Below are 23,679 nucleotides of genomic sequence, written 5' to 3' on the forward strand. Positions count from 1 at the left end.
CACCCGGGTTCGGACACACACGCATACGCGGAAGGGAAGTTCGGGATGCGCTTCGACGGGAAGGTCGCGATCGTCACCGGCGGGGCCCGGGGCATGGGCGCCGCACACGTACGCGGGTTGACCGCGGAAGGCGCCCGGGTCGCCGTCTGCGACCTGCTGGACGACGAGGGAAAGGCCCTGGCCGAGGGCCTGCCCGACGCGCGGTACCACCACCTCGACGTCACCGACGAAGAGGCGTGGCAGTCCGTCGTCCGCACCGTCGAGGACACCCTCGGCCCCGTGGACGTCCTGGTCAACAACGCGGGGATCATTCACTTCGGCGGCGTGGAAGAGCAGTCGCCCGAGCACTTCCGCCGGATCCTCGACGTCAACGTGGTGGGCACCTTCCTCGGCATGCACACCGTCCTCCCCGGCATGCGCGACCGCGGCCACGGGGCGGTCGTCAACATCTCCTCGGCCGCCGGCCTCATGGGTTTCGCCGACGGCATCGGCTACGTGGCGAGCAAGTGGGGAATTCGGGGAATGACCAAGGCCGCCGCACTGGACATGGCGGGCAGCGGGGTGCGCGTCAACTCGGTCCATCCGGGCGTCATCCGCACGTCCATGGGTGACGGCGCCGCACCCGAACTCTTCGCCGATCAGCCGGTACCGCGCATCGGGGAGCCCGAGGAGGTCACGCGCATGGTGCTCTTCCTCGCCGGCGACGACGCCTCGTACACCACGGGCGGCGAGTTCCTCGTCGACGGCGGCCAGACCATCGGCCACGTCGGTCACGCCCGCGCGGCAGCTGGCCAGTAGCCAAGAAAGGGGTTGGGTGCTCATGCGGGACCGGGACCACCGAACGGTCGACCTGCTCGTCGTCGGGGCGGGAATGGCCGGCCTCACCGCTGGCGCAAGAGCCGTGCGCGACGGGTTGTCCGTCGTGGTCGTCGAGATCGGCGGTGACGTCGGGGGATCCGCGCGCTACGCGGGTTACGCCTGGACCGCCCCGAGCCACGAGGTGATGGAGCGGCACAACCCGGGTGGCGACACCTCACTCAAGCGCGCCCTCGTGGACCGCTTCGAGGACGGCATCGCCTGGATCCGGAGCACGGGAGTCGAGGCCAAGGGCGCGCAGCCCATCCTCAGCTTCGGCCAGGGACACCAGTTCGACACCAATCACTACGTAGACACCTGCCGCCGCATCATCGTCGAGGCGGGTGGCGAACTGCTGCTGACCACCGATACCGAGCGACTCCTCCTGGAGGACGGGGCCGTGACCGGAGCGGAACTCGTCACGAGCGACGGCACGCGACGACAGGTGCGCGCCACCTCGACGCTCCTGGCCACCGGGGGCTTCCAGGGGGACGTGGACCTCCGCGACAAGCTCGTCCACCCCCACGCCGACCGCATGGAACTACGCTCCAACCCCCATAGCCGCGGGGCCGGCTACCGCCTGGCGACCGCCGCCGGGGCATCGACCGGGCTGCCCGGGGCCGGCTTCTACGGGCATCTGATCCCGAGCGGCATCGCGTTCGCGGATCCGTCGGACTTCGTCGACCTGTCGCTGTACTACAGCGAGCACGCGCTGCTGTTCAACCTGCTGGGCGAGCGATTCACCGACGAGACGCTGGGTGATCACCTGACGGCGATGGCACTGATGGAACAGCCCGAGAACCGCGGGCTCCTCATCGCCGACGCGCGCGTGTTCCGCGACTGGGTGGTGGGCTCGTACGTGGAAGGGGCGGTCGCCGTCGACAAGTTCGCGCTGGCCGGCAAACGGGGTGGCCGTGTCGGTTTCGCCGAGGACCTCGACGAACTCGCCTACCTTCCCGAGGAGTGGGGATACGACGGCCCTACCGTCCGCGCGGCCGTCGAGCGGTTCAATGCCCAGACGGCGGCGGGTGAGGATCCGGCGCCCGGCCGCCGCCTCGACCGCCTGCCGCTCGACGAACCGCCCTACTACGTCATCGAGACGGTGCCGGCCATCACCTTCCCCTTCCACGGGATCCGTATCGACGACCGGGCACGCGTGCTGGGAGAGGACGGCGGGCGCGTGGAAGGGCTCCTCGCGGCCGGTTCGGACACCGGAGGCCTCTGGCACCGGGCCTACGCCGGCGGCATCGCGTCGGCCCTGGTGTTCGGACTCACCGCGGCCGACACCGCGACGGTCCGCGCGGCGTCCCCTGGGCGGGGGAGCTGCGGCTGACGAAGTATCGGCGGTGAGGTCGTGGGCGCGGCGTCGCGATGCCTTCCGAAGCGCTTCCGCCGTCGGCGTCTGAGGCTCTTGCGAGGCGGACGCCACCCACATGCCGCCAACCGGGGTGCCTGAACTCGCCTCGATTCCCATGCCGACGCGCCCTCATGCCGGGTGGCGCGGCGCAGCGTCGTCGAGGTTCCGGGGGCGGCAACCGCGCCCGGGCGAGGTGCTGATCCGGAACGCTTTCCGGCTATCCCCCTCGAAGAACCGATGGACGGCATCATGGCCTTCCGAGGCAGCGGCCCCACCTCATCGACGGGCCGGCACAGGCCTCGGTGGCGCCGGCGGGACTGCCGCGGGGTGACAACACAGGTAAGACACTTGTGCGGATCGACGATGTTCCGCATGGTGAGGACGCCGCCGACCGAGGCGGGCCGAGCGGGGCGCCCAGAAGCACCCCGTGATGCCGACCCACCCATCCGACACCTCAAGCGAGCCAATACTGAACTGAAATAAGTCCAGTACAGCCGACGAGCGCGGGCCAAACTCCACTCTCGCCACAGTGGGCCGGAGTTGAGCGAGCGCTACAGACCCAGGCCGCCGCGCCACCCCTCCCTCGCACCGCTGCGATTTCTATTGTCTAACCAAGTTCAGTTTGGTAGCTTCCACGCAATCTTGGCCATCCGGTCACCATCCCAGCGCACAGTCCACTCGGTCCTGCGCCGGTTCGGCCGGCAGCCGGTTTCACCTAAGGGAGCCGAGAATGAGATCAGATCCGCGACGGCGCGGGGCTTTGCTCATCCTGCTATCGATCACCACGCTGCTGGTCGCCTCGTGCGGCGGCGGCAACGACGACAACGCCGAGTCCAAGGTCGTGCCCGCGGCGGCGGGCATCGACGAACTGGTCGCCGCAGCGAAGAAGGAAGGACAGATCACGGTCTACTCGGCCCAGGATCTGACCGCCCTCAACAACCTCGCGAAGGCCTTCGAGGCCAAGTACCCGGGGATCGACGTCAAGACCGTCCGGGGCGTCGACGGTGACCTCGGCGTGAAGGTCGAGACGGAGTTCAACACCGGCAAAGGCATCGCCGACATGTACGTCAGCGCGAGCCTGTCCTGGGTGAAACCGCAGGCCGAGGCCGGGCGGTTCCTGGCGCCGACCGGTCCCGAACTGACCGGCGAGGGCGACTATGACGCCAAGCGGTACGTCCACCAGGGGAACTACTTCGAGACCAACTCCGCGGTGCTCACGTTCGGCTGGAACACCAAGCTCTATCCCAAAGGGCTGACCGACTACCCGGACCTGCTCGACCCGTCCCTCGCCGGCGGCAAGATCGGCGTCATCGAGCCGACGGCGCCGTCTCTCGTCGACTTCTACCTGTGGCTGGAGGAGACGTACGGCGCCGACTACGTGAAGAAGCTGGCCGCCCAGAAGCCGCGCATCTACCCCAGCTCCCTGCCGATGGGTGAGGCGCTGCAGTCCGGCGAGATCGCCGCCGGCAGCTTCATAGCGCCGATCGCGCTGGAGCCCGCGAAGAAGAAGGGCGCGCCGGTCGACTACCGCATGCCGCCGGACGGCGCGTGGGGTGCCCGGTACTACGGCATGGTGCTGAAGGGCGGCCCGCACCCCAACGCAGGACAGCTGTTCGCCAACTTCATGGTGACCGCCGAGGGACAGAAGCTGATCACGCCGTCCGCCGGCTCGGTGCTGCCCAAGGTGCCCGGCACAGTGATCACCAACGACAAGGTACGGGTGCAGGATCCGGCCAAGCTCACGCCGGACGCCGTGGCCGCGTACCAGAAGAAGTGGAAGTCCCTGTTCCAGTAGGGGCGGTGGGTGCGTCGGCCAGGTGCCGGTGCACAGCAGTGTGGGCACCCGCGCCGACGGGTGCCCATTCGCTCGGTCTTTGGACGATGTGAGGAGTCCGCGGTGTCCCACGTGCGCATCGAAGGTTTGACGAAGAGGTTCGCCGGCAAGCCGCCGGCGGTCGCGGTGGACGACTTGTCGCTGGAGATCGAGCCGGGCGAGTTCATCGTTCTGCTCGGCCCGAGCGGCTGCGGGAAGACCACGACTCTGCGCTGTCTGGCCGGTCTGGAGACGCCCGACGAGGGACGTATCTCGCTGGGCGACCAGACAGTGCTCGATGTACGAGGGAAGGTCAACCTCCCGCCGAACAAGCGCCGGATCGGGATGGTGTTCCAGTCGTACGCGCTGTGGCCGCACATGACGGTGCGCCGCAACATCGGATATCCCCTGAGAACCAGACGGGTGGCCCGTGACCAGGCACGCACGCGGATCGAGGAGGCGGCGGAGCTGGTCGAATGCTCCGCCCTGCTCGACCGCTATCCCGCGCAGCTCAGCGGCGGCCAGCAGCAGCGGGTGGCCCTGGCCCGCGGCCTGGCCGCCCAGCCTGACCTGGTCCTCTTCGACGAGCCGCTGAGCAATCTCGACGCCCGGCTGCGCGACCAGGTACGCGCCCAACTGCACGAACTGCACGCACGACTGGGCTTCACCGCCGTGTTCGTCACCCACGACCAGAGCGAGGCGCTGGCACTCGGCGACCGCCTGGCGATCATGAAGGCGGGGCGGATCGAGCAACTCGACACGCCGGAGCGGGTCTTCGAGGAACCGGCCACCGAGTACGTCGCCGGCTTCATCGGCATGTCGAACCGGCTTCCGCTCCGGCGTCAGGGCGACGGATGGGCCCTCGCCTCACCGTCGGGCGCCGACGGCCACGCCGACGCAGCAGGCCAGACCGTGGTCGACGAGCTCCCCGTGCCCCGCTCGCACAGTGAGGTCGCCGCCCGGCTGCGCCCCGAGGACCTTCGGCTCTGTCCGGCCGACGAGAAACCGCCGGCCCACGGCGTCGGCCTCCCGGCCGAGGTCGTCGACGCTCAGTTCGGCGGGCGTCACATGGACGTGGTCGTCACGATCGCGAACAGCCGCCTGCACGCCCAGGCGCCCCTGACGGGCAAGCCATGGGCCCGGAATCTCTCCCGCGGACAGCGGGTGACCGCGTGGTTCGCCAAGGAAGCGGCCATCTATTACGACGCCGACGGAGTACGGACGGCCGAGCACGCCCCCGCCGCGGCAGTGGGGGCGTGACCTCGTGACCGCACCCGCCATACCCGCCCCCTCCCCCACGACGACACCACCGCCCCCGGCCTCGTCGCGGCCGACCGCGCTGAACCGCGCGCGGCGCCACCTGCCACGGCTCGGCGCGCTGGCCTTCCTGGCCGCCATCGGCTACCTGGTGATCGCTCCTCTGGTCGGCCTGCAACGGCTTGCCTTCGAGGACGACGCCCGTGGCTACAGTGCCGCCTTCGACAACCCGGACATGGCCGAGACGCTGCGCACGACGGCCGGTATGGCGCTGGGCTCACTGGTCATCGCGCTCGTCCTCGGCACGTTCCTGGCCTGGGCGGCGACCCGCCTGCCACCCCGCCTGCGGCTGCTGCGCATCGTGCCCGTGCTGCCCATCGTGGTCCCGGCCGTGGCGGCGGTGACCGGCTGGGCGTTCCTGTTCTCGCCCCGCCCCGGCTACCTCAACGCGGCGCTGCGCAACCTGCCCTGGTGGAACCATCTCGACGAGGGCCCCGTCGACATCTACACACTGCCGTGGATCGTCCTCATCACCGGCTTCGGCCTGACGGCCTTCGTCTACCTGTTCGTCAGCGCCGGCTTCGGCAACATCAACTCGGAACTGATCGAGGCGGCACAGGTCAGCGGTTCGTCGCCGGCCGGGGTGTTCTTCCGGGTGACGCTGCCGCTGCTACGACCGGTCCTGGTGTACGGCGGGTTCGTGGCCCTGCTGTTGGGGCTCGGCCAGTTCACGGGCCCCCTGCTGCTCGGCAGGAACAACGGCATCAACGTGCTCACCACCGACATGTACGTCGCCGTGTCGCAGAGCCCGGTCGACTACGGCAGGGCCGCCGCGATCGGCTCACCGCTGCTGCTCTTCGGCATCGCCGTCGTCCTGTTCCAGAAAGTGATCCTCGGCGACCACAGCCGCTTCGTCACGCACGGCGGCAAGGCGTTCCGGTCCGGCGGGCGGCCGTCCTGGGTGGCGGTCACGGGCATCGTCCTCTACGGCCTGGTGGCGCTGGCGCTGCCGCTGGGCGCGCTCACCGTGGTGTCACTCTCCGCCTTCTGGAGCGGCAGGATCGAACCGAGCGGGTTCACACTCGACAACTTCCGGCGCGTGTTCCAGGAGTCGGGGATCACCGACGCGATCGTCAACAGCCTCGTCACCTCGGTCATCTCCGTCGCCATCGCGCTGCCGCTCGGCTTCGTCGCCGCCTCGCTGCTGCTCAAGGGGCGCCGGTTCCGCGTCATCCGGGCCGCGGTCGACTTCATCGTGGCGATGCCCCTCGGGATACCGGCGGTGGTCTTCGGCGCCGGCTTCCTGCTGACGTACAGCCGCGAGCCGTTCATTCTGTACGGCACCCGAACGGTGATCGTCCTCGTCTACGTGACGCTGATGCTGCCCTTCGCGACCCGGATGCAACTGTCCGGGATGGTGGCGCTCGGCGACACGTACCAGGAGGCGTCGCGGACCAGCGGGGCCGGCGCACTGCGGACCACCACCGAGATCGTGCTGCCGCTGCTGCGCCCCACGCTCGCGGGTGCCGGAGCGCTGATGTTCGTGCTGCTCACCCACGAGTTCACCGCCTCGCTGCTGGTGCGGGCACCCACGACGCAGGTCATGGGCACCATCCTGTTCGACTACTGGTCCAACGGCTCCTACCCGCTGGTCGCGGCGATCGCGCTCGTGATGACGCTGGTGACCTCGGCGGGCGTCTTCGTGGCCATGTCCGTCGCGGGCTCCGACATCTTCGAGAAGCTGTGAGCAGGACCAGCCGCACGACGCGTACCGGTTCACGTCGCCCGCCGAGCCGCGGCTGACCACGCTGCGGGCCCCGGTGACCGCCGCTCACGGCAGCGGCGGTTGCCCTGCGACGCCGCTACACATCCTTGCGGACGGTGAGCAGGGATCCGATCCCGATCAGGCAGACCAGCATGACGAAGAACGCCGGGGAGAGCAGGTTCCCGGTCCGCTGGACCAGGAAGGTCGCGATGTACGGAGCCGTACCGCCCGCGAGGACGGTGCCGACGTTGTACCCGATCGCCATGCCGGTGTACCGGACCCGGCGTTCGAACAGGTGCGGCCACAGACTGGCCGCCGGGACCTGCACGAACGCGCTGCTCACCATGAAGAGCAGATACGCGACGCCGGCCAGGGCCAGGCTGTGCCGGTCCATGAGCATCATCGAGGGATAGGCGGTCACCAGGAATCCCAGCAGCCCGAACAGCAGGATGCGACGGGAGCCGAACCGGGCGGCGAGCCAGCCGGCCGGCACCATGAGCAGCACGGTGACGAGCACGACGCCCGCGCTCAGCCAGAGCACCTTCGTGGAGTCGTACCCCAGGTCGGTGGAGAGGTGGATGCCGATGTACGTCAGCCCGAGGAAGATGGCGCCGCCCTGCGCCATGGACAGACCGATGGACTGAAGCAGCGCCGCGCGGTGGGTGGACAGGACCTCCCGGATCGGAGCCGAGGGGATGTCGGCCCGCTGTGCGGCCTCCTCGAACTCCGGGGTGTCCTCGATCCGCAGCCGGGCCCACAGGCAGAACAGAGTGAGTGGCACGGCCATGAGGAACGGCAGCCGCCAGCCCCAGTCGGACATCTGGTCCTTCGTGGCGAGCCCGGAGATCACCCCGGCCGTGGCGGCCGCGAACATGAACCCGAGGTTGGACCCGATGGGTGTGACGGCACCGAGGAAGGCCCTGCGGTGGGGCGGCGCCGACTCGTAGATGTAGGTGTAGGCGCCGACCGACTCACCACCGGTTGAGATGCCCTGCACCACCCTGGCCAGGAGGAGCAGCACCGCGGCGGCCACGCCGATCTGGCTGTAGGTCGGCAGCAGTCCGGTGATGCTGCTGGCCACTCCCATGCACAGCACCGAGGAGACCAGCGCCTTGCGACGGCCCCATCGGTCGCCGAGCCACCCGAAGAAGACGCCGCCGACCGGCCGCACCACCAGGCCGGTGGCGAACACCGCGAGCGTCGCCAGGAGCGAGGCCGCCGGATCCGCGTTCGGGAAGAACTGCGGAGCCATCACCACGGCGAGATAGCCGTAGACGCTGAAGTCGTAGTACTCGATCAGGGTGCCCAGGCTGCCGGCGAGCATCGCGCGGCGCACCGTACGCGGATCGTAGGCCGCTGAATCCGCCCCTGACTCCGCCCCTGATGTGGCGGAACGCTGAGTGGCACTCATGCTCCGACTCTCCTTCCCTCGGCACGGTCCCGTACCTGCCGACGCCGGGGACGGTACAGAACTGAACTCAGTACAGCTAGCCTTGGTGCAGGAGTTTTTGGCCGCGCTACATGGTCACCACATCAGGGCACCACATCAACACGGTGAACTGCTTGAGGTTTTGAATCGGATTCGATTCTGTTGGGAATGCGGGCTCAGCGCACGCCCGCCAGCCGCAGGGCGAAGTCGCCGTACTGGTAGACGACCTGGTCTTCCGTCAGATCCCCGTGCTCGCGGTACCAGACGGGCACGCCCATCCCGAGATCCAGGATCGCGTAGGAGGCCAGCTTCACCGTGGTGACGCTGAAACGCCCGGCCTGCACTCCTTCACTGAGCAACGTTCGGAACGCCTGCTCGTAGGCCGCGCGCCGCTCGAGGACCTCCGTACGGTGGGGCTCCTCCAGGCTGCGGATCTCGCGGGTCCCCACGAACGCTTCGAGGCGGTGCCGGGCGTGGTAGCGGACATGAGCCTCGGCGGCCCGGCGCAGCCGCTCCACCACGTCCTCACAACCGGCGACAGCTATGCGGTGGTTGCGCAGCAGGTCGTCCATCGTGCCGGTCATGATCTGGGTGAGCAGCTCCTGCTTGGAGCCCACGTGCTTGTACAGACTCGGCCCGCGCATCCCCACGGCTTCGCCGATGTCGGCCATCGTGGTGGCTGCGTACCCTCGTTCGGCGAACAGGGCGAGGGCCGCGTTCCGGATCTCCGCCGCACGCGGCCCCGGGGCCCGGCCCGCCGTCGTGCGGCCCGGGTCGGCTACCGCCGGCTGACTGCCGCGCTTCGACGTCACGCTTCCCCTGCCTTGTCCACCGGCTAGCAATGCGTAGCCGCATGCCCGCGTCCACTCCGCCCAGCTCACCGTAATATATCCGGGATCGAGGCCCCGCAGGGAGTGCCGCATGCCGAGGAGCGGGGAACGTCCGTTGGCCGTTCCTCGCTCCCGCGGATCACCAGTGGCTCCATGACGACCGTGACGGGTGGTTCATTTGGGCGGGAGCCCCGCCGCGAAGCTGTGCCCCTTCTCGATCCAGGCGTCGAGCTCGGCGTCTTCGGCGACGGCGGATGCGGCGACGACCACCCAGCCTCGCATCGGCCGGCCGGTGAAGTCGAAGACGCGGGCGCCGGGCCGGGCCAGTGCCGTGCCGGTGGCGTCGGGGCCGACCCGGACCATGAGTTCGTCCCCGATGACGCCGACGGCCATGTTGCCCCGGTGCAGAAACGCAAGGCCGCCGAACATGCGCTTCTCGGTGATCGCCGGGTCCGCGCCCAGGCGCTCCCGGATCCGCTCAGCCAGTCCTTCGTCGAATGCCACCACAGACTCCGCTTCTCGTGCCGGGGCCATCGCCGTGCGGGTCGGCGGTCATGACGGCGGCTCCAGCAGCTTGCGCTCGAGGTCACGCAGGTCCTTGCCGATGGAGGAACGGACCTTTCTGGCCATGATCGGCGCGGCCAGGCGGTAGTAGCGACCGGCATCCCCCCGCACCCGGATCCCCGCGAGCGTGCCGCACTGATGCGGGGCGAAGGTGTAGGTGATGTGCATCGGCATCGGTCCGGCCACCGACACCATGTCCAGCAGCCCTGGGGGCTCGAACTCGGCGACGCGGAGCACGTAGTTCATGCGCTTGCCGAGGAAGTGGGCGGTGCGGGTCACCTCGGCGCCGACACCGAACCCGCCACCGTCGGCCTCCCGCGTCAGGGTCGCCTCGCGGATGCCCTGGGTCCAGTCGGCGTCGTGGCGCCAGTCCATGGCGTACTCCGCCACCTGGCCGGGCGGGAGCGGGATCACCCGTTCCGCCCTCTCGTCGATCGTCATCGGTGCTGCCTTTTCGTGGGCGCCGGTGTGCTGCGGGCCGGTCAGAGAGTGAAGAAGGGGGTGGGTCGTCCCGTCTCCGCGTACTCCTTGAGCCGGGTCATGAGCTGGCCCCAGGTGTAGGCGGCCGGCGGCAGGCCGGGGTCGCCGGGCTGCCAGCCGGTGTGGCGGAACAGGACCCGGGTGCCGTCGGCGTCGGGATTTTCGGACAGTTCCCAGGAGATGACGGTGCCTGCCCAGTGCGGCGGGAAGGCGCCGACCGAGGTCCACACGACGCGGTCCGCACTCGCCTCCTCGCGGCGCAGCTGGAAGGGCTCGGGCACCCCGGGGAAGTCGAAGAAGAGGATCTCGTCCTTACGGTTCACGCCGGTGGTCCACCAACCGGTCAGTCCGTCATGGCTGTTCAGTGCTTGGAGGACGGCATCGCGGTCGGCGTCGATGTCGACCTGGAAGGCGATCTCGGACATGGGGAGACTCCTTGCTGCTCGGTGGCCGGTGCGGGTTCAGACGGTGGCGTACGGAACCGGCTTGCCGGTCTCGACGTACTCCTTCAGTCGCGTGAACATGCCGGCCCAGCCCATGGTGACCTCGCGGAACATGTCGTCGATCTCGGCGAAGCCCGTGTGGTCGAGGCGCACCATCGTGCCGCCCTCAGGGTGTGCCTCCAGCGTGTACGCGATCTCGGTGCCGAGCCACTGCGGCGGGCCGGCCACCACGGTCTGCGCCAGCCGCTTGCCCGCTTCCGCCTGGTCGATACGGAAGTCCCAGGTCATCGGCGCGCCGGGGAACGACAGCCGGTGCACGGCTCCGACGCCCTCCCCGATCTCGGCGCCGGTCGTGAACCAGCCGGCCACGCCCTCGGACGTGGTCAGAGCGCGGTAGACGGTCTCGGCGTCGGCCTCGATACGGATCTGCAGAGCGATGTCAGGCATGGGTGCCCCTTCATGAGCGGTGAACGGTTACGGCAGAGTGGCCGGAACCCGTTGCTTTAGTAGAGACTAAAATGATGTCGGGGCCGATGGCAAGTTCAAGTGGTGGCTAAAATGACCTGCATGGATGCGGTACAGGCGGTTGCCGAGCCCCGGCGGCGCGAGATCCTGCGCCTGGTGTGGGACACGGAGCTGTCCGCGGGTCAGATCGCGGATCGGTTCGACGTCACCTTCGGCGCGGTCTCCCAGCACCTCAAGGTGCTCAGGGACACCGGGCTGGTTACGCTGCGCCAGGACGGCAAGAGACGCTTCTACCGGGCCGACCGCGCGGGCCTGGGCCCGCTCGCCGACTACCTCCAGACGATGTGGGCCGAGAAGCTCGACACCCTCGCCGAACTGGCGGAAGCGGCCGAGCGCGCGGAAGGCGAAGCGGAAGGCGCAGAAGGGACGGCCCCATGACCAGCGAGAGGGTCACGCTCGAGCGGCGTATCGCCGCCCGCCCCGAGACGGTGTTCTCCTTCTTCACCGACCGGGACAAATGGCTGTCCTGGATGGGCAAGGACGGCGAGTTCACCTTCGAACCCGGCGCCGCCTACCGGACCACCGTCACGGGCGAGAACGTCGCCGAGGGCCGCTTCCTCGAGATCGACCCGCCCAAGCGTCTGGTCTTCACCTGGGGATGGGCCGACGGCGGCATGCCCGTACCGCCCGGCTCCACCACCGTGGAGATCACCCTGGAGCCGATCGCCGAGGGCACCCTGCTGCGCCTGGTGCACCGCGGCCTGACGTCCCCCGAAGCCCGCGCCGCGCACAAGGACGGCTGGACGCACTACATGGAGCGTCTGGCCGTACGGGCGGAGGGTGGCGACCCGGGTCCCGACAACTGGATGTAAGCACTTCCTGTGCACGTTCCTGTCTTGACACCCCCGTAACGCGATGCGATTTTTATCGATACAAACGCCCTCCACCGCACCCCTGGAGCACACCTGTGGCCACAGCCACCGCGATCATCAGCCTCGACATCGAGGGTCCGAAGATCAGCCGCCACGTCTACGGACACTTCGCCGAGCACCTCGGCCGCTGCGTCTACGGCGGCTTCTGGGTCGGGGAGGACTCGCCGATCCCCAACGAAGGAGGCATCCGCCTCGACGTCGTACAGGCCCTGCGCGAGCTGAACATCCCCAACCTGCGCTGGCCCGGGGGCTGTTTCGCCGACGAGTACCACTGGAAGGACGGCATCGGCCCCAGGGACGAGCGCCCCAGGATGGTCAACACCCACTGGGGCAACGTGGAGGAGAACAACCACTTCGGCACCCACGAGTTCATGGCGCTGTGCGAACTGCTCGGCGCCGAGCCGTACATCAGCGGCAACGTCGGCAGCGGCACCGTCCAGGAGATGAGCGAGTGGGTCGAGTACCTGACCCGCGAGGGCGACAGCCCCATGGTGCGGCTGCGCAAGGCCAATGGCCGCGAGGAGCCCTGGCGGGTGAAGTTCTGGGGCATCGGCAACGAGACCTGGGGCTGCGGCGGCAACATGCGCGCCGAGTACTCCGCCGACCTGGCCCGGCAGTACGCCACGTACTGCCGCGACCACGGCGACAACAAGCTCTACCGCATCGCCTCGGGCGCCTCCGACGACGACTACAAGTGGACCGAGACGCTGATGCAGCAGATCAGCTGCTTCGGCTGCGAGGCCACCCCGCGCACCTTCTTCCAGGGCCTGTCCGTCCACTACTACACGCTGACCGGCGCCTGGGAGGCGAAGGGCAGCGCCACCGGCTTCGACTCGGACGACTACTACCGGACCATGGTCTCCGCCCGGAAGATCGACCGCATCCTCACCGGACACTCCACCGTCATGGACATCTACGACCCCGGCCGGACCGTCGGCCTGGTCCTGGACGAGTGGGGCACCTGGTGGGACGTCGAGCCCGGCACCAACCCCGGCTTCCTGTACCAGCAGAACACCCTGCGCGACGCGCTCGTGGCCAGCACCCACTTCGACATCTTCCACCGGCACGCCGAGCGCCTGTACATGGCCAACATCGCCCAGACAGTCAACGTCCTTCAGGCGATGGTCCTCACCGACGGCGACGCGCTGGTCCTGACCCCGACCTACCACGTCTTCGAGATGAACAAGGGCCACCAGGACGCCGCCTCGCTCGACGTGCATGTGCGCACCGACAACGCGCGCCGCCCGGTGGGGGACGCAGAATTGGACACCCTGTCCGCCTCGGCCAGCGTCAAGGACGAAACCGTTCTCATCTCGCTGTCCAACCTCGACGCCGAGGAACCCGCCGAAGTGACGCTCGACCTGCGCGGCCGCTCCATCGGCCAGCCGACCGCCCGCATCCTGACAGCCGACAAGCTCCAGGCCCACAACAACGCCGACGCACCCGCCGCCGTCTCCCCGCGCGTCTTCGACGCCCTGAAGGTCACCGACCGGGGTCTGGCCCTGACCCTGCCGCCCCACTCGTTCCTCACCGTCCGGGCCCCGCTGGTCTGATCATCGCCGGCCGAGCCGAGGTGTAATGGTGTCGGGTAGGTCCTGAGAACGCAGACCGGGGGCGAACGTGGCAACGATCCAGGACGTGGCGAGGGCCGCCGGAGTCTCAGCGATGACCGTCTCGAACGTCATCAACGACCATCCCAACGTGCGCGAGGCGACACGGGAGAAGGTCCTCGACGCCATGGCACGGCTCGACTACCGCGTCAACGTCGCGGCCCGTAATCTGCGCAAGGGCCGCACCGGCACCATCGGTCTCGCCGTCCCCGAGGTGGACAGCCCCTACTACGGCCGGCTGGCCGTCGCCATCATCGCCGAGGCCGAGCGGCACGGCCTGCGGGTATGCATCGAGCAGACCGGCGCCTCCCGGGAGAACGAGCTGGACGCGCTGTCGCTGTCGCGCCACCGGCTCTACGACGGGCTCATCCTCAGCACCGTGGGTATGGGGCCCGCCGACGTCGAACGGCTCAAGGTGGACTACCCCGTGGTCATCCTGGGCGAGCGGATCTTCGGCGGCCCCGTGGACCACGTCGCCATGCCGAACGTGGATGCGTCACGGGCGGCCACCCGTCATCTGGTCGAGCGCGGCTGCCGGCGCATCGCGATGGTGTGCGGGCCGGCCGGGGAGGAAGCCGACGTGTCCAGCCTGCGCCTCTCGGGCTACCGCCAGGCCCTGCGCAGCGGCGGCCTGTCCGAGGACCCCGCCCTCGTGCAGCGTATGGAGGCGCTCACCATGAGCGAGGGCGCCCGCCGCGCCCGCGCGATGGTGGAGAGCGGGCTCGACTTCGACGGCGTGTTCTGCGTGACCGACACCGTGGGCATGGGCGTGCTGCGCGGCCTGGCCGATGCCGGGGTGTCCGTGCCGGGGTGGGTCAAGGTGATCGGCTTCGACAACATCGAGCAGAGTCAGTTCCTCGTCCCCTCGCTGTCCACGGTGGATCCGGACCACGACATGATGGCGCGGCGAGCGGTCGAACTCCTGACCAGACGGATCGAGAACACCGAGCCAGGGGCTGACCGCGAAGAGTTCATCAGCCGGTTCTCCCTGGTGATCCGGGAGTCGACGGGCGGCTGAAGCGGTGGGGACGCCGAGTACCTGGGACGCGGAACCCGGGGCCGCCCACCAGTCCGTCGGACGCGGCTCGCCGGGGCGCCGGCGGACGGCCCGTTCGCCCGTGCTCTCGGACCGCCTCACGCCATAGACCCCAGCGGAACACCCCACGTGCAGGTCGACCGGTCAGCCGATCGGGCTGGTGCGGATGGCGGCGATGTCGAATTGGAGACGCACCTTCTCGCTCACCATCGCCCCGCCCTCGGCCAGTCTGGTGTTGTAGGTCAGGCCCCAGTCGGTGCGGTTGATGGTGGTGGTGCCGTCGAAGCCGGCCCGCTGATAGCCGAAGGGGTCGGTGACGTGTCCGATGTAGGTGAGGTCGAGGACGACGGGGCGGGTGATGTCCTTGATGGTGAGGTCGCCGGTCATGCGGTAGACATCGCTGTCGACGAGTCGCACGGCGGTGCTGGTGAAGCTCATGCGCGGGTAGGTCGCGGCATCCAGGAAGTCGCGGCCCGCCACATGAGCGTCGCGCTGTTCCACTCCGGTGTCGACACTGGCTGTGGACAGGATGATCTCCGCCTGTGAGCGAGCCGGGTCACGGCCGTCGAAATAAAGGCGGCTCTGGTATTCGGCGAAGGCTCCGCGCACGGTGGTCACCATGGCGTGCCGGACGGAAAACCCGATCCGGCTGTGTGCGGGGTCGATGACCCATTCCCCGGTCAGCGCCGCCAGATCCGGATCCGGCAGGACGGCGGAGGCCAAGGACCATGGCCCGGCGGGGGGTTGGGCGGGGGCCTGGGGAGCAGCAGCCGGTTCCGGTCGGCGGAACATGGTGCCACGGCTGAACAGATTCATAATTCACCTGATTACTGCACGCAAGATGTTCCCCGCAAGTCTCCACCGCGGAGCCGGAGCTTTCCAGGCCCCCCAGCGGAAAACTTTTGCGCTTTCTTCGCATAAACAATGACCGAAAAATCCACACACGACCACCAGGAATTTCACAAAGGTGGCGGCCTCCTTTCCGTCAGCCGAAATTCCCACCGGCGGCCGGCGACTTCCGATCACTCGGCCGACGCCGGCCGCCGCTTTTGCGGGCATCTGCGTCAGACGGGGCGGGCCCGGTGTGTTTCGGCGGCCACCGCCGCCATCAGTTCCGCGTCCAGCGCGGAGGTGTCCGCCAGGCGCGTGGCGGCGGTGTAGGAGTTGAGCAGTGTTTTGGTAACGCGCAGGGCGGTGGGCGGTCGTCGGAGGATGGGCCGGGCCCAGGCCGTGACGGCCGCGTCGATGTCTTCGGCGGGCACGACTTTGTGGAGGATCGACAGGGACAGGGCTTCTGGGGCGTCGAAGGAACGGCCGGTGAGGACGAGTTCGCGGGCGCGGGCGGCGCCGACCTCGTTGAGCAGCCGGGGCAGGATCCCGCCCCAGGCCATGGGCAGACCGAGGGCGAGTTCGGGCAGCCTGAAGCTCGCGCCCTCGGCTGCGATGCGCAGGTCGCAGGCGAGCGCCAGGGCGAAGCCGGCGCCGATCACCTTGCCGTGGAGCCGGGCGATGGTGACCGCGGGGTGGGAGATGAGTGCGTCGCAGACGCGTCGGGCCTGGATCCCCGAGGCGCGGATGCCGCCGCCCGCGGGGTCCTCGAGGAGGTGTTCGGCGAACTCGGTGCGGTCGCCGCCGAGACAGAAGTCGTCCCCGGCACCGGACAGGACGATGACGCGTATGTCCGGATCCTGGTGCTCCAGGACGGCCCGCAGGTCGTCCAGCGCCGCGTCGGTGACGACATTCCCCTGCTCAGGGGTGTTCAGCTCGATGGACAGGACAGCGTCCCGCTGGTGAACTCTCAGCGTCTTCAACTGGAGGCCGTGGCGCAGGACCGGCGGCAGGGTCGTCATCTGTCGTCACTTTCAGGGAGGTCACGCGGCGGAACACCATCCGGGGCGCGTAAGTGGGGGCGGACACCGGGCGCAGAGTCGCGAAACGATTCAGCAGCTCGGTGAGGAGCGTTCGGCCTTCGAGCCGGGCGAGGGCCGCTCCCAGGCAGTAGTGGATGCCTCCGCCGAAGGTCATGTGACTGCCGCCCCGCAGGATGTCGAAGCGTTCCGGGTTCTCGTTGCGCCGCGGGTCGTGGGCGGCCGCGCCGTACATGACGTGGACCATCTGGTCCTTGGCGATCGGCGTGCCCGCCAGGACGGTGTCGTCCGCGGCGATACGGGAGTTGATGTGCACGGGCGGGTCGTAGCGCAGGGTCTCCTCGACGGCGTCGTCGATGTGCTCGGGGTGCCGGCGCAGCCAGTCCCATCGGTCGCTGTCCTGAGCGACCAACCAGACGGCGTTGGTCATCAGGGTCGCCGAGGTCTCCAGGGACGCGATGGTGACGAACATGACGAGGTCGTAGACGGTCTGGTCGGCGGCGGCCCGGTCGTCCGGGAACTGCCCGTCCCAGTACCGGATCCAGCCGGAGATGACGTCGTCGCCGGGGCGGGCGCGGCGTTCCCGGATGAGCCCGGTGAAGAACTCCCGCATCTCCACGGTCGCCTGGGCGGAGACGGCCAGTTCGCTCTTGGTGGGCAGGAGTTCCTGGGAGTGGACCTGACGGTGGGTGAAGTCGAGGATGTGCGCGTGGTGCCGCGCGGGGATGCCGAGCCACTCGCCCATGGCGAGGACCGGCAGTTGGTCACCGACGACGGTGACGAAGTCGGCCTCCCCGTCGGCGTGTACGCGCTCGGCCAGTTCGTCCACGATCCGCCTGGCGTGGTCCGCGATGCGCGGCGCCAGGGAATCGAGGGTGCCGCGGTCGAAGAGATTGCCCAGGCCGCGTCGTTGACTCGTGTGCGTCGGCGCGTTGAGCCGGAACAGGGCCCGGCTCATCTCCTGGGCGGCGGGTGCCTGCCAGCGTTCGGAGTGGGGTTGCCTCTCTTGCCAGGCGAAGTCCGGCACGAGCCAGTTCCTGCCGCGCAGGACCTGGTTGCAGGCGTCGTACCCGGTGACCAGGTAACCGCCCCAGGGAGCGGATACGACATCGCCGAGGGCGCGTAACTGATCCCACACGGGCAGGGGGTTGCTCTGGCCCTCGGGGGAACGCAGGCGCCGGAGAAGGGATATGACGGCTCGACGGTCGGTGGTGGTGCCGCTTATGTCGCCAACGGCGGTCACGCGGAGCTCCTCTATGGCTGGGCGTTTCCGTTACTGGCGGAATCTACCCTTCCCCTCTCCGGCATCATGCGCCCGAGCGTGTTGCTCCCGTCACATGCGGTGCAGATCGTTCCGCCTCTCAGACGCGGATCAGACGCGGAAGAGGTCGACCAGGGTGCTCCAGAACCCCCTCTTCTTCGCCGGCTCCCCCTGCCGCACGGGCTCGGCACCGGCCGTCCGGTCCGGCTGCTCGGCCGCGTCGGGCAGCGCCGCGGTCTGCATGGCCGAGACCATGCGGGTGGCCGGGGTCGGGCTGAACCGCACCGGCAGCGTGGCCAGGGCGTGCTGGAACGGCCCCGGACGCCACTGCAGGGCCTCGTCCGGCACGGCCAGAGCGAGGTCGGGCAGCGCGTTGAGGATCCGCTCGATGGCGGTGATGGCGATGACCAGGGCCGGGTCCTTGGCCGGGCAGGCGTGCGGGCCCGCGCCCCATGCCAGGTGCGCTCCCTTGTTGCGGGACTCGCGGGCCGCGCTGAGGGCGGGGTCGCTGTTGGCGCCGGCGAAGCTGATGACGACCGGGGTGTTCGCCTCGACGATCACTCCGCCGAGGTCGACGTCCTGCACGGGGAAGTGGGTGGCGTAGTTGGCGATGGGCGGGTTGTTCCACAGGACGTGGTCGATGGCCTCCTCGATCTGCATGCCGGAGCCGCCCGACCCCTCCTCGGACAGGAGCAGGTGCATAGCGTGGCCGATGAGGTTGCGCTGGGGCTCGAAGCCGGCGCCCATCAACATGACCAGCTGGTCCTTGAGTTCCTCGTCGCTCAGGCCCGCGGGGTGCTGGAGCAGCCAGGAGGTGATGTCGTCGCCGGGCCGGCGCCGCTTGAGGGAGACCAGCTCCATCAGGCAGGCGTTGAGGTCCTCGTTGGCGCGCTGCACGTCGATACCGTCGAAGAGGGCGCCCAGCGCTCCGGTCAGGGTGTCGCCGATGTCGGCCGGGCAGCCGAAGAGCTTGTTGAACAGCAGCAGCGGCAGCATCTTGGCGTAGTCGTTGATCAGGTCGGCGCGGCCGCGCTCGCTGAACTGGTCGATGAGGAAGTCGGCGATCGGCTCGACGTCGCGGCGCAGCCGGGTGATGTTGAGCCGGTCGAAGCTCGCGGTGACGGCCTGGCGCAGCCGCAGGTGGCCCGCGCCGTCAGTGAACAGGCAGTTGGGCCGGTAGGCCATCATCGGCAGGATCGGGCTGTCCAGGGGGACGCGGCCCTCGTTCAGCGCCGTCCAGCGGCGGGCGTCGCGGACGAACACGGTGGGGTTCTGGAGTACCTTCAGGGCCGTTTCGTGCTCGACGACCAAGGTGGCGTCCACGCCGGGGGCGAGTTCGACGGGTCCGGCCGGACCGTGGGCGCGCACCTGCTCGTAGACCTGGTGCGGGTCGGCGGCGAAGCCACCGTCGTGCATGGGGCATCTGGCGCCGGGGCCGGCTGCCGTGTGCTGAGTGTCCATGGGGGTGTCCTTTGGGGTGTCCGAGCCGTGCGGCCGGACAGCGGAGGTTGCGGGTTCAGGCCGCGCGGCGGAGCAGGTGACGTACCAGCGTGACCAGCGCCTGTGCGGAGGAGCGCTGGTCGCGGGCGTCGCAGTAGATGACGGGGGTGTCGGGGAGCAGGTCGAGAGCCTCGCGGATCTCTGCCTCCTCGAAGTGGCTTGCCGCGTCGAAGCTGTTGACGGCGATGGCGTATTCGAGGCCGTATTCGTCGATCAGGTCGATGACGGGGAAGGTCTCTTCCAGCCTGGCGGGGTCGACCAGGAGCAGCGCGCCGAGTGCGCCGCGCGCCATGTCCTCCCACAGCTGCATGAAGCGCTGCTGCCCGGGAGTACCGAAGAGGTACAGCACGAGTTCTTCGCTCAGGGTCAGGCGGCCGAAGTCCAGTGCCACGGTGGTGGTCACCTTGTCGGGTGCGCCTCGCAGGTCGTCCACGTGCATGGACGCCTGCGTCATCTTCTCTTCCGTGCGCAGCGGAGTGATCTCCGACAGCGACCCGATGAGGGTCGTCTTGCCCACCGCGAAATGCCCTACGACCAGGATCTTCGCGGCCGTGGTCACCGCGCTGGAGACGTATATCGGCCCAGTCGCCGACGTCTCAACCGAAGCTGAGGCTTTCGAGTCCATGCAGAACCTTCTCAAGAATCGCTCTGTCAACGTTCTGGGCGCGGGGCGGCTCGGCGCGGCGCAGGAGATGCCCCTGTTCGAATAAATCGGTCAGCAGCAGTCGCGCCACACCTACGGGCAGCTCCAGATGGCCGGCGACCTCGGCCACGGACAGGTAACCCCCCGCACACAGCTCCCAGATGGCCCGCACCTCGGGGCTCGACCCCAGCGGCATCTCCCGCTCGGGCGCCAGTGTGACGAGGGTGTGCAGCGCCAGGTCATCCGCGGACGGAATGCGCCGTCCGCCGGTGATGACATAGGAGCGGACGAAGTCGCTGGTGACCTGAGCTTCCTCGCCGGGGGTGTTCATGCGCCGGCACCGGCGCTTTGCCGGGGCGCCGCGCTCATCGCCTCGCGCAGCGCGCTGACCGTCTTCTGCATCCGGAAGGACATGGCTTCCATGTCGACGTCGAGGGCTGCCGAGACGGCCAGGTAGGCGCCGCTGCCGGCGGCGACGAGGAAGATCCAGCCGCCGTCGAACTCGACCAGCGTCTGCTTCCAGGTTCCCTGCCCTCCACCGACGAAGCCCGAGACGGCCCGGCACAGTGACTGTATGGAGCTCATCGCGGCGGCGTTCTTCTCCGCTTCGTCGCGGCTGATGTCGTCGGAGCGCTGCATCAGCAGGCCGTCTGCCGACACAAGGATCGCGTGGCGGGCACCGCGCACTTCGAGCACGCCGTTCAGCACCCACGACAGGTCGGGATTCACTGGTCGTCTGGTCCTTCCGTGTTGTTCGAGACCCGGCCCCGGTGCGTGCCCCGCGCGAACGCACCAAGACGCGAAGCCGTCACTTCGCCGCCGATCTCCGCATCGGGCGCCGCCCCGGCGGGCTCCGCCTGGCCCGGCGAGGGAACCACCGAGACAGTCCCGCTGCGCCGCCTGCGTTTGGGCAGGCCGCCGGACGTCTTGCCGATGACGAGGGTCGGTCCGGGCACGGCCGCGGTGGCACGTGGCTGCGCTGCCGGCTCGTCCTCGGGCTCGTCGTCGTCCTGCAGGGCGGGCTGGGGGGCATCGGTCGTCAAGAGGCCCTCCGGCACACGGATCACGGCGCGCACTCCGCCATAGGGGGAGACCGAATCGACGGACACCGAGAACCCGTAGCGGGAGGCGAGCATCCCGCACACGGCGAAGCCGAACTTGGGCGGATCGCCGAGGCCGGTGATGTCGACGGCGCTGTCGGGGGACAGCAGGGCCGCCGCCCGGGTCTTGGTCTCCTGGCTCATGCCCACGCCGGCGTCGTCGACGACCAGGCACACGCCGGTGGGCACCGACTGGATGTTGATCTCCACCGGTGACTGGGGTGCGCTGTACTTGGTCGCGTTGTCCAGAAGTTCGGCCAGGACGACGGCGATCGGCTCGACCGCCTTGCTCGTGATCGAGATGTTGACCTGTGCGTGGACGCGAACGCGGTCGAAGTCCTTGATCCGGCCCTGTGCGCTGCGCGCGACGTCGTAGACGGAGGCGCTGGCCTCGCGGCGCCCCAGCCAGCCGCCGCACAGCACCGAGATTCCCTTGGTACGGCGGCTGAACTGGCTGCTCGTGTGGTCGATCAGCATCAGGTCGGCCAGCACGCGCGCATCGTCGCCGTAGTCCTTCTGGAGGCTGTCCAGCAGGACTTGCTGCTCTTCGGCCAGCGACTGCAAGGTGCCCATCGCGGACTTCAGTACGGCCTTGGTCGCGGACTCGGCGTCCGCCCTGACCTCTGCAAGGTCCTCCACATGTCGGTCGGTGAGCGCTTCGTAACTCGACTGCACATGGCCCAGTTGGCCTTGCGCGGCCACCAGGCTGCTCTGCAGGTTGTTGTTGTTGGTACGGAGAGCCATGTTGGTTCTCCGTGCGCGCATCATCGCGAAAACCGCGGCGATGACCACGACAAGCAGGATCCACAGTGCGGGATCCTGGATCAAAGACGTCATGAGACTCTCTTCAAGTCGCCTCGCGCCGGGGACGTGACAGTCCGCAGGCCCATCGGGCTCGTTCGGCCTTGTACAGCCGCGCGGCCCTCAGGTGCGGACCAGCAACCACTCCTTCGCGATGGGGCCCTAGAGACTGTCCCCCGTACGCGTTCATGACGCGTGGTCAGTCCACTGAAAAGTATGATGATCTTATCACCAGCCCCACCGTCAACAGGCGTACCAGCGCGCCTGTTTGACGACCTTCACAAAGGCCACCCGACTAGGTCGGCAGACACGTGCTACCACGTCACGGCGTGGACTCCTCGGGGTCGGAGCGGAGCAGGTCGAGTGTGAGGGCGGCGGTCCAGGAGAACCGTCGGGCTCCTCGGGCGGCGCCCGTGGCGGGGTCGACGTACTCGGCGAACTCGGAGCGTGCCGCCTCGGCGAGGAAGCCCTGGCGCAGGCGTTCGGCGTCCGTGCCCAGACCGTGTGTGCGCAGACCGCGCTGGATCAGCCAGGCGGTGTTGAACCACGCCGGACCGCGCCAGTAGCGCTGGGGGTCGAAGGCGTGACCGGTCAGGTCGTAGCTGGGGACGAGCCACGTGGACGCCGCCTTGAAGTGCGGCCCGTCGAGTGCCTCGCGCAGGCGCTTGACCAGGTCGTCCGGCAGGTGCGGTACGACGAGCGGGACGAGGCCGGTGACGCTGCGCTCGTCGACCAGCGTGTCGGTGGCCAGATCACGGACGCGGAACAGGCCCGCGGTGTCGTCCCACAGGCGGCTGACGAGCCGTCCGGTCAGCTCGTCGGCGCGCGTCCGGTGCGGTGCGCCGTCCCGGCCCAGGTCGCGGGCCATGTCGGCGAGAGCCAGTTCGCTGACGATGAGCAGGGCGTTGAAGCAGGGGTCCTCGACGGCGAAACGGTGCCGTGCCACGCGGTCGTCGTAGTGGGCCTCGCGGTAGTCCGCCGCGAGGCGGACGTAGCGGCCGTAGTCCAGGTCGGTGGGCCGGTCGGCGGGGTTGCCGTGGTTGAGGTCGGCGCGGTGGAAGGCGTCGGGCGCGGCGGGCTCGACGCGTTGCAGGGCGCGGTCCCAGCAGGGGCTGTTGTCCATGCCGGGCTCCCACGGGTGGACGACGGCCGCCAGGCCCGCGCCGCCGAGGTCGCGGCGGGTGAGGAGGTAGTCGTGCCAGGCGACCAGGCGCGGGTAGACACGGGTGAGGAAGCCGCGTCGCCGGGACTCCGCGGGATCGGCCCGGTGCACGAGCCAGGCCGCCAGGGCGTGCACCGGGGGCTGGACGATGCCGGATGTCTCGGGGGACGGCGGCGCGCCCGCTGCCCGGCCGGTGCTCGATGACTGCCAGAAGTCGGGGCTGGGGAAGTAGGCGTCGGGCGGCAGGGCGGGGTTGAAGACGATGTGCGGGATACGTCCGTCGGCCCACTGCCCGGCCAGCAGGGATTCGAGTTCCCGCTGGGCACGGCGTGCCGAGAGGTGGCGCAGGCCGATGGCGATGAAGGCGGAGTCCCAGCTCCACTGGTGGGGGTAGAGGGTGCGGGAGGGGACGGTGGAGCTGCCGGTCCAGTTGTCGATGAGGACCCGCGCCGCACCGCGCCGCAGTGTCAGGGCCGCGGCAGCGGTGGGCGCGGGCCGGTCCAGTATT

At 69.2% G+C, this 23,679-nt stretch carries 24 protein-coding genes; 9 read left to right on the forward strand and 15 right to left on the reverse strand.

Annotated features, from left to right (window positions below; genetic code table 11):
* The first annotated feature begins 45 nt into the window (after positions 1-45).
* The 5 genes from AB0I77_RS43870 to AB0I77_RS43890 all read left to right on the forward strand — a co-directional run bounded on the left by AB0I77_RS43870 (position 46) and on the right by AB0I77_RS43890 (position 7,029).
* Positions 46-798 (forward strand): SDR family oxidoreductase, encoded by a 753-nt coding sequence (locus tag AB0I77_RS43870; RefSeq protein ID WP_363288475.1) that lies wholly within the window; start codon positions 46-48, stop codon positions 796-798.
* 22 nt (positions 799-820) lie between these two features.
* On the forward strand, positions 821-2,188 hold the full coding sequence (locus AB0I77_RS43875; protein ID WP_363288476.1) for an FAD-binding protein: 1,368 nt from the start codon (positions 821-823) through the stop codon (positions 2,186-2,188).
* A gap of 754 nt (positions 2,189-2,942) precedes the next feature.
* Complete coding sequence (locus tag AB0I77_RS43880; protein ID WP_363288477.1) at positions 2,943-4,007, forward strand: extracellular solute-binding protein; 1,065 nt, start codon at positions 2,943-2,945, stop codon at positions 4,005-4,007.
* Between the two features lie 102 nt (positions 4,008-4,109).
* A complete protein-coding gene (locus tag AB0I77_RS43885; protein ID WP_363288479.1) occupies positions 4,110-5,285 on the forward strand; it encodes an ABC transporter ATP-binding protein in 1,176 nt (391 codons plus the stop codon).
* A gap of 4 nt (positions 5,286-5,289) precedes the next feature.
* Positions 5,290-7,029, forward strand: a complete 1,740-nt coding sequence (locus AB0I77_RS43890) for an iron ABC transporter permease (protein WP_363288480.1) — start codon at positions 5,290-5,292, stop codon at positions 7,027-7,029.
* Between the two features lie 115 nt (positions 7,030-7,144).
* Here the strand turns inward: AB0I77_RS43890 and AB0I77_RS43895 are convergent, their stop codons facing one another.
* The 6 genes from AB0I77_RS43895 to AB0I77_RS43920 all read right to left on the reverse strand — a co-directional run bounded on the left by AB0I77_RS43895 (position 7,145) and on the right by AB0I77_RS43920 (position 11,240).
* Positions 7,145-8,458: an MFS transporter gene (locus tag AB0I77_RS43895; protein WP_363288481.1), complete on the reverse strand. Its 1,314-nt coding sequence runs from the start codon at positions 8,456-8,458 to the stop codon at positions 7,145-7,147.
* A 194-nt stretch (positions 8,459-8,652) separates the two neighbouring features.
* Positions 8,653-9,288 (reverse strand): TetR/AcrR family transcriptional regulator, encoded by a 636-nt coding sequence (locus AB0I77_RS43900; protein WP_363288482.1) that lies wholly within the window; start codon positions 9,286-9,288, stop codon positions 8,653-8,655.
* A 192-nt stretch (positions 9,289-9,480) separates the two neighbouring features.
* Complete coding sequence (locus AB0I77_RS43905) at positions 9,481-9,810, reverse strand: TfoX/Sxy family protein (protein ID WP_363288483.1); 330 nt, start codon at positions 9,808-9,810, stop codon at positions 9,481-9,483.
* 48 nt (positions 9,811-9,858) lie between these two features.
* The gene (locus AB0I77_RS43910; RefSeq protein WP_363288484.1) at positions 9,859-10,311 is read right to left on the reverse strand and encodes an SRPBCC family protein; all 453 of its coding nucleotides are present in this window, start codon (positions 10,309-10,311) and stop codon (positions 9,859-9,861) included.
* A gap of 41 nt (positions 10,312-10,352) precedes the next feature.
* Positions 10,353-10,775, reverse strand: a complete 423-nt coding sequence (locus AB0I77_RS43915; RefSeq protein ID WP_363288485.1) for an SRPBCC domain-containing protein — start codon at positions 10,773-10,775, stop codon at positions 10,353-10,355.
* 36 nt (positions 10,776-10,811) lie between these two features.
* Complete coding sequence (locus AB0I77_RS43920; protein WP_363288486.1) at positions 10,812-11,240, reverse strand: SRPBCC domain-containing protein; 429 nt, start codon at positions 11,238-11,240, stop codon at positions 10,812-10,814.
* A gap of 120 nt (positions 11,241-11,360) precedes the next feature.
* On the opposite strand from AB0I77_RS43920, the gene AB0I77_RS43925 reads away from it, so the two are divergent.
* From AB0I77_RS43925 to AB0I77_RS43940, 4 genes are all read left to right on the forward strand, one after another.
* Positions 11,361-11,696, forward strand: coding sequence for a metalloregulator ArsR/SmtB family transcription factor (locus AB0I77_RS43925; RefSeq protein WP_363288487.1), 336 nt, complete (start codon positions 11,361-11,363; stop codon positions 11,694-11,696).
* Positions 11,693-12,130, forward strand: coding sequence for an SRPBCC domain-containing protein (locus AB0I77_RS43930; protein ID WP_363288488.1), 438 nt, complete (start codon positions 11,693-11,695; stop codon positions 12,128-12,130). Before AB0I77_RS43925 ends, AB0I77_RS43930 begins: the two co-directional genes overlap by 4 nt.
* Before the next feature lie 95 nt (positions 12,131-12,225).
* On the forward strand, positions 12,226-13,743 hold the full coding sequence (locus AB0I77_RS43935; protein WP_363288489.1) for an alpha-N-arabinofuranosidase: 1,518 nt from the start codon (positions 12,226-12,228) through the stop codon (positions 13,741-13,743).
* A gap of 85 nt (positions 13,744-13,828) precedes the next feature.
* Entirely contained in the window at positions 13,829-14,818 is a 990-nt protein-coding gene (locus AB0I77_RS43940) for a LacI family DNA-binding transcriptional regulator (protein WP_363288523.1), read from the forward strand.
* A gap of 162 nt (positions 14,819-14,980) precedes the next feature.
* Here the strand turns inward: AB0I77_RS43940 and AB0I77_RS43945 are convergent, their stop codons facing one another.
* The 9 genes from AB0I77_RS43945 to AB0I77_RS43985 form a co-directional block, all read right to left on the reverse strand.
* The gene (locus AB0I77_RS43945) at positions 14,981-15,652 is read right to left on the reverse strand and encodes a YceI family protein (protein ID WP_363288490.1); all 672 of its coding nucleotides are present in this window, start codon (positions 15,650-15,652) and stop codon (positions 14,981-14,983) included.
* A 248-nt stretch (positions 15,653-15,900) separates the two neighbouring features.
* Positions 15,901-16,686, reverse strand: a complete 786-nt coding sequence (locus AB0I77_RS43950) for an enoyl-CoA hydratase/isomerase family protein (protein WP_363288491.1) — start codon at positions 16,684-16,686, stop codon at positions 15,901-15,903.
* A complete protein-coding gene (locus tag AB0I77_RS43955) occupies positions 16,586-17,947 on the reverse strand; it encodes a cytochrome P450 (protein ID WP_363288492.1) in 1,362 nt (453 codons plus the stop codon). The genes AB0I77_RS43950 and AB0I77_RS43955 overlap by 101 nt, the downstream gene beginning before the upstream one ends.
* A 129-nt stretch (positions 17,948-18,076) precedes the next feature.
* Entirely contained in the window at positions 18,077-19,381 is a 1,305-nt protein-coding gene (locus AB0I77_RS43960) for a cytochrome P450 (RefSeq protein ID WP_363288524.1), read from the reverse strand.
* 100 nt (positions 19,382-19,481) lie between these two features.
* Positions 19,482-20,090 (reverse strand): ATP/GTP-binding protein, encoded by a 609-nt coding sequence (locus AB0I77_RS43965; RefSeq protein WP_363288493.1) that lies wholly within the window; start codon positions 20,088-20,090, stop codon positions 19,482-19,484.
* The gene (locus tag AB0I77_RS43970; RefSeq protein WP_363288494.1) at positions 20,062-20,439 is read right to left on the reverse strand and encodes a DUF742 domain-containing protein; all 378 of its coding nucleotides are present in this window, start codon (positions 20,437-20,439) and stop codon (positions 20,062-20,064) included. Before AB0I77_RS43970 ends, AB0I77_RS43965 begins: the two co-directional genes overlap by 29 nt.
* The gene (locus AB0I77_RS43975) at positions 20,436-20,837 is read right to left on the reverse strand and encodes a roadblock/LC7 domain-containing protein (RefSeq protein WP_363288495.1); all 402 of its coding nucleotides are present in this window, start codon (positions 20,835-20,837) and stop codon (positions 20,436-20,438) included. The genes AB0I77_RS43970 and AB0I77_RS43975 overlap by 4 nt, the downstream gene beginning before the upstream one ends.
* The gene (locus AB0I77_RS43980) at positions 20,834-22,045 is read right to left on the reverse strand and encodes an ATP-binding protein (protein WP_363288496.1); all 1,212 of its coding nucleotides are present in this window, start codon (positions 22,043-22,045) and stop codon (positions 20,834-20,836) included. The genes AB0I77_RS43975 and AB0I77_RS43980 overlap by 4 nt, the downstream gene beginning before the upstream one ends.
* Positions 22,046-22,331: 286 nt before the next feature.
* Complete coding sequence (locus AB0I77_RS43985) at positions 22,332-23,678, reverse strand: trehalase family glycosidase (RefSeq protein WP_363288525.1); 1,347 nt, start codon at positions 23,676-23,678, stop codon at positions 22,332-22,334.
* Position 23,679: the final 1 nt, after the last annotated feature.

Origin of the sequence: Streptomyces sp. NPDC050619 (genome assembly GCF_040654815.1) — a bacterium.
In the GTDB taxonomy this organism is placed as follows: Bacteria; Actinomycetota; Actinomycetes; order Streptomycetales; family Streptomycetaceae; genus Streptomyces.

What these genes read in the sequence shown, in the direction of transcription:
- AB0I77_RS43920 (WP_363288486.1), bottom strand. Translation starts at nt 11,240, where the DNA reads ATGCCTGACATCGCTCTGCAGATCCGTATCGAGGCCGACGCCGAGACC.
- AB0I77_RS43960 (WP_363288524.1), bottom strand. Translation starts at nt 19,381, where the DNA reads ATGCACGACGGTGGCTTCGCCGCCGACCCGCACCAGGTCTACGAGCAG.
- AB0I77_RS43870 (WP_363288475.1), top strand. Translation starts at nt 46, where the DNA reads ATGCGCTTCGACGGGAAGGTCGCGATCGTCACCGGCGGGGCCCGGGGC.
- AB0I77_RS43875 (WP_363288476.1), top strand. Translation starts at nt 821, where the DNA reads ATGCGGGACCGGGACCACCGAACGGTCGACCTGCTCGTCGTCGGGGCG.
- AB0I77_RS43895 (WP_363288481.1), bottom strand. Translation starts at nt 8,458, where the DNA reads ATGAGTGCCACTCAGCGTTCCGCCACATCAGGGGCGGAGTCAGGGGCG.
- AB0I77_RS43980 (WP_363288496.1), bottom strand. Translation starts at nt 22,045, where the DNA reads ATGACGTCTTTGATCCAGGATCCCGCACTGTGGATCCTGCTTGTCGTG.
- AB0I77_RS43910 (WP_363288484.1), bottom strand. Translation starts at nt 10,311, where the DNA reads ATGACGATCGACGAGAGGGCGGAACGGGTGATCCCGCTCCCGCCCGGC.
- AB0I77_RS43965 (WP_363288493.1), bottom strand. Translation starts at nt 20,090, where the DNA reads ATGGACTCGAAAGCCTCAGCTTCGGTTGAGACGTCGGCGACTGGGCCG.
- AB0I77_RS43930 (WP_363288488.1), top strand. Translation starts at nt 11,693, where the DNA reads ATGACCAGCGAGAGGGTCACGCTCGAGCGGCGTATCGCCGCCCGCCCC.
- AB0I77_RS43950 (WP_363288491.1), bottom strand. Translation starts at nt 16,686, where the DNA reads ATGACGACCCTGCCGCCGGTCCTGCGCCACGGCCTCCAGTTGAAGACG.
- AB0I77_RS43945 (WP_363288490.1), bottom strand. Translation starts at nt 15,652, where the DNA reads ATGAATCTGTTCAGCCGTGGCACCATGTTCCGCCGACCGGAACCGGCT.
- AB0I77_RS43970 (WP_363288494.1), bottom strand. Translation starts at nt 20,439, where the DNA reads ATGAACACCCCCGGCGAGGAAGCTCAGGTCACCAGCGACTTCGTCCGC.
- AB0I77_RS43925 (WP_363288487.1), top strand. Translation starts at nt 11,361, where the DNA reads ATGGATGCGGTACAGGCGGTTGCCGAGCCCCGGCGGCGCGAGATCCTG.
- AB0I77_RS43915 (WP_363288485.1), bottom strand. Translation starts at nt 10,775, where the DNA reads ATGTCCGAGATCGCCTTCCAGGTCGACATCGACGCCGACCGCGATGCC.
- AB0I77_RS43880 (WP_363288477.1), top strand. Translation starts at nt 2,943, where the DNA reads ATGAGATCAGATCCGCGACGGCGCGGGGCTTTGCTCATCCTGCTATCG.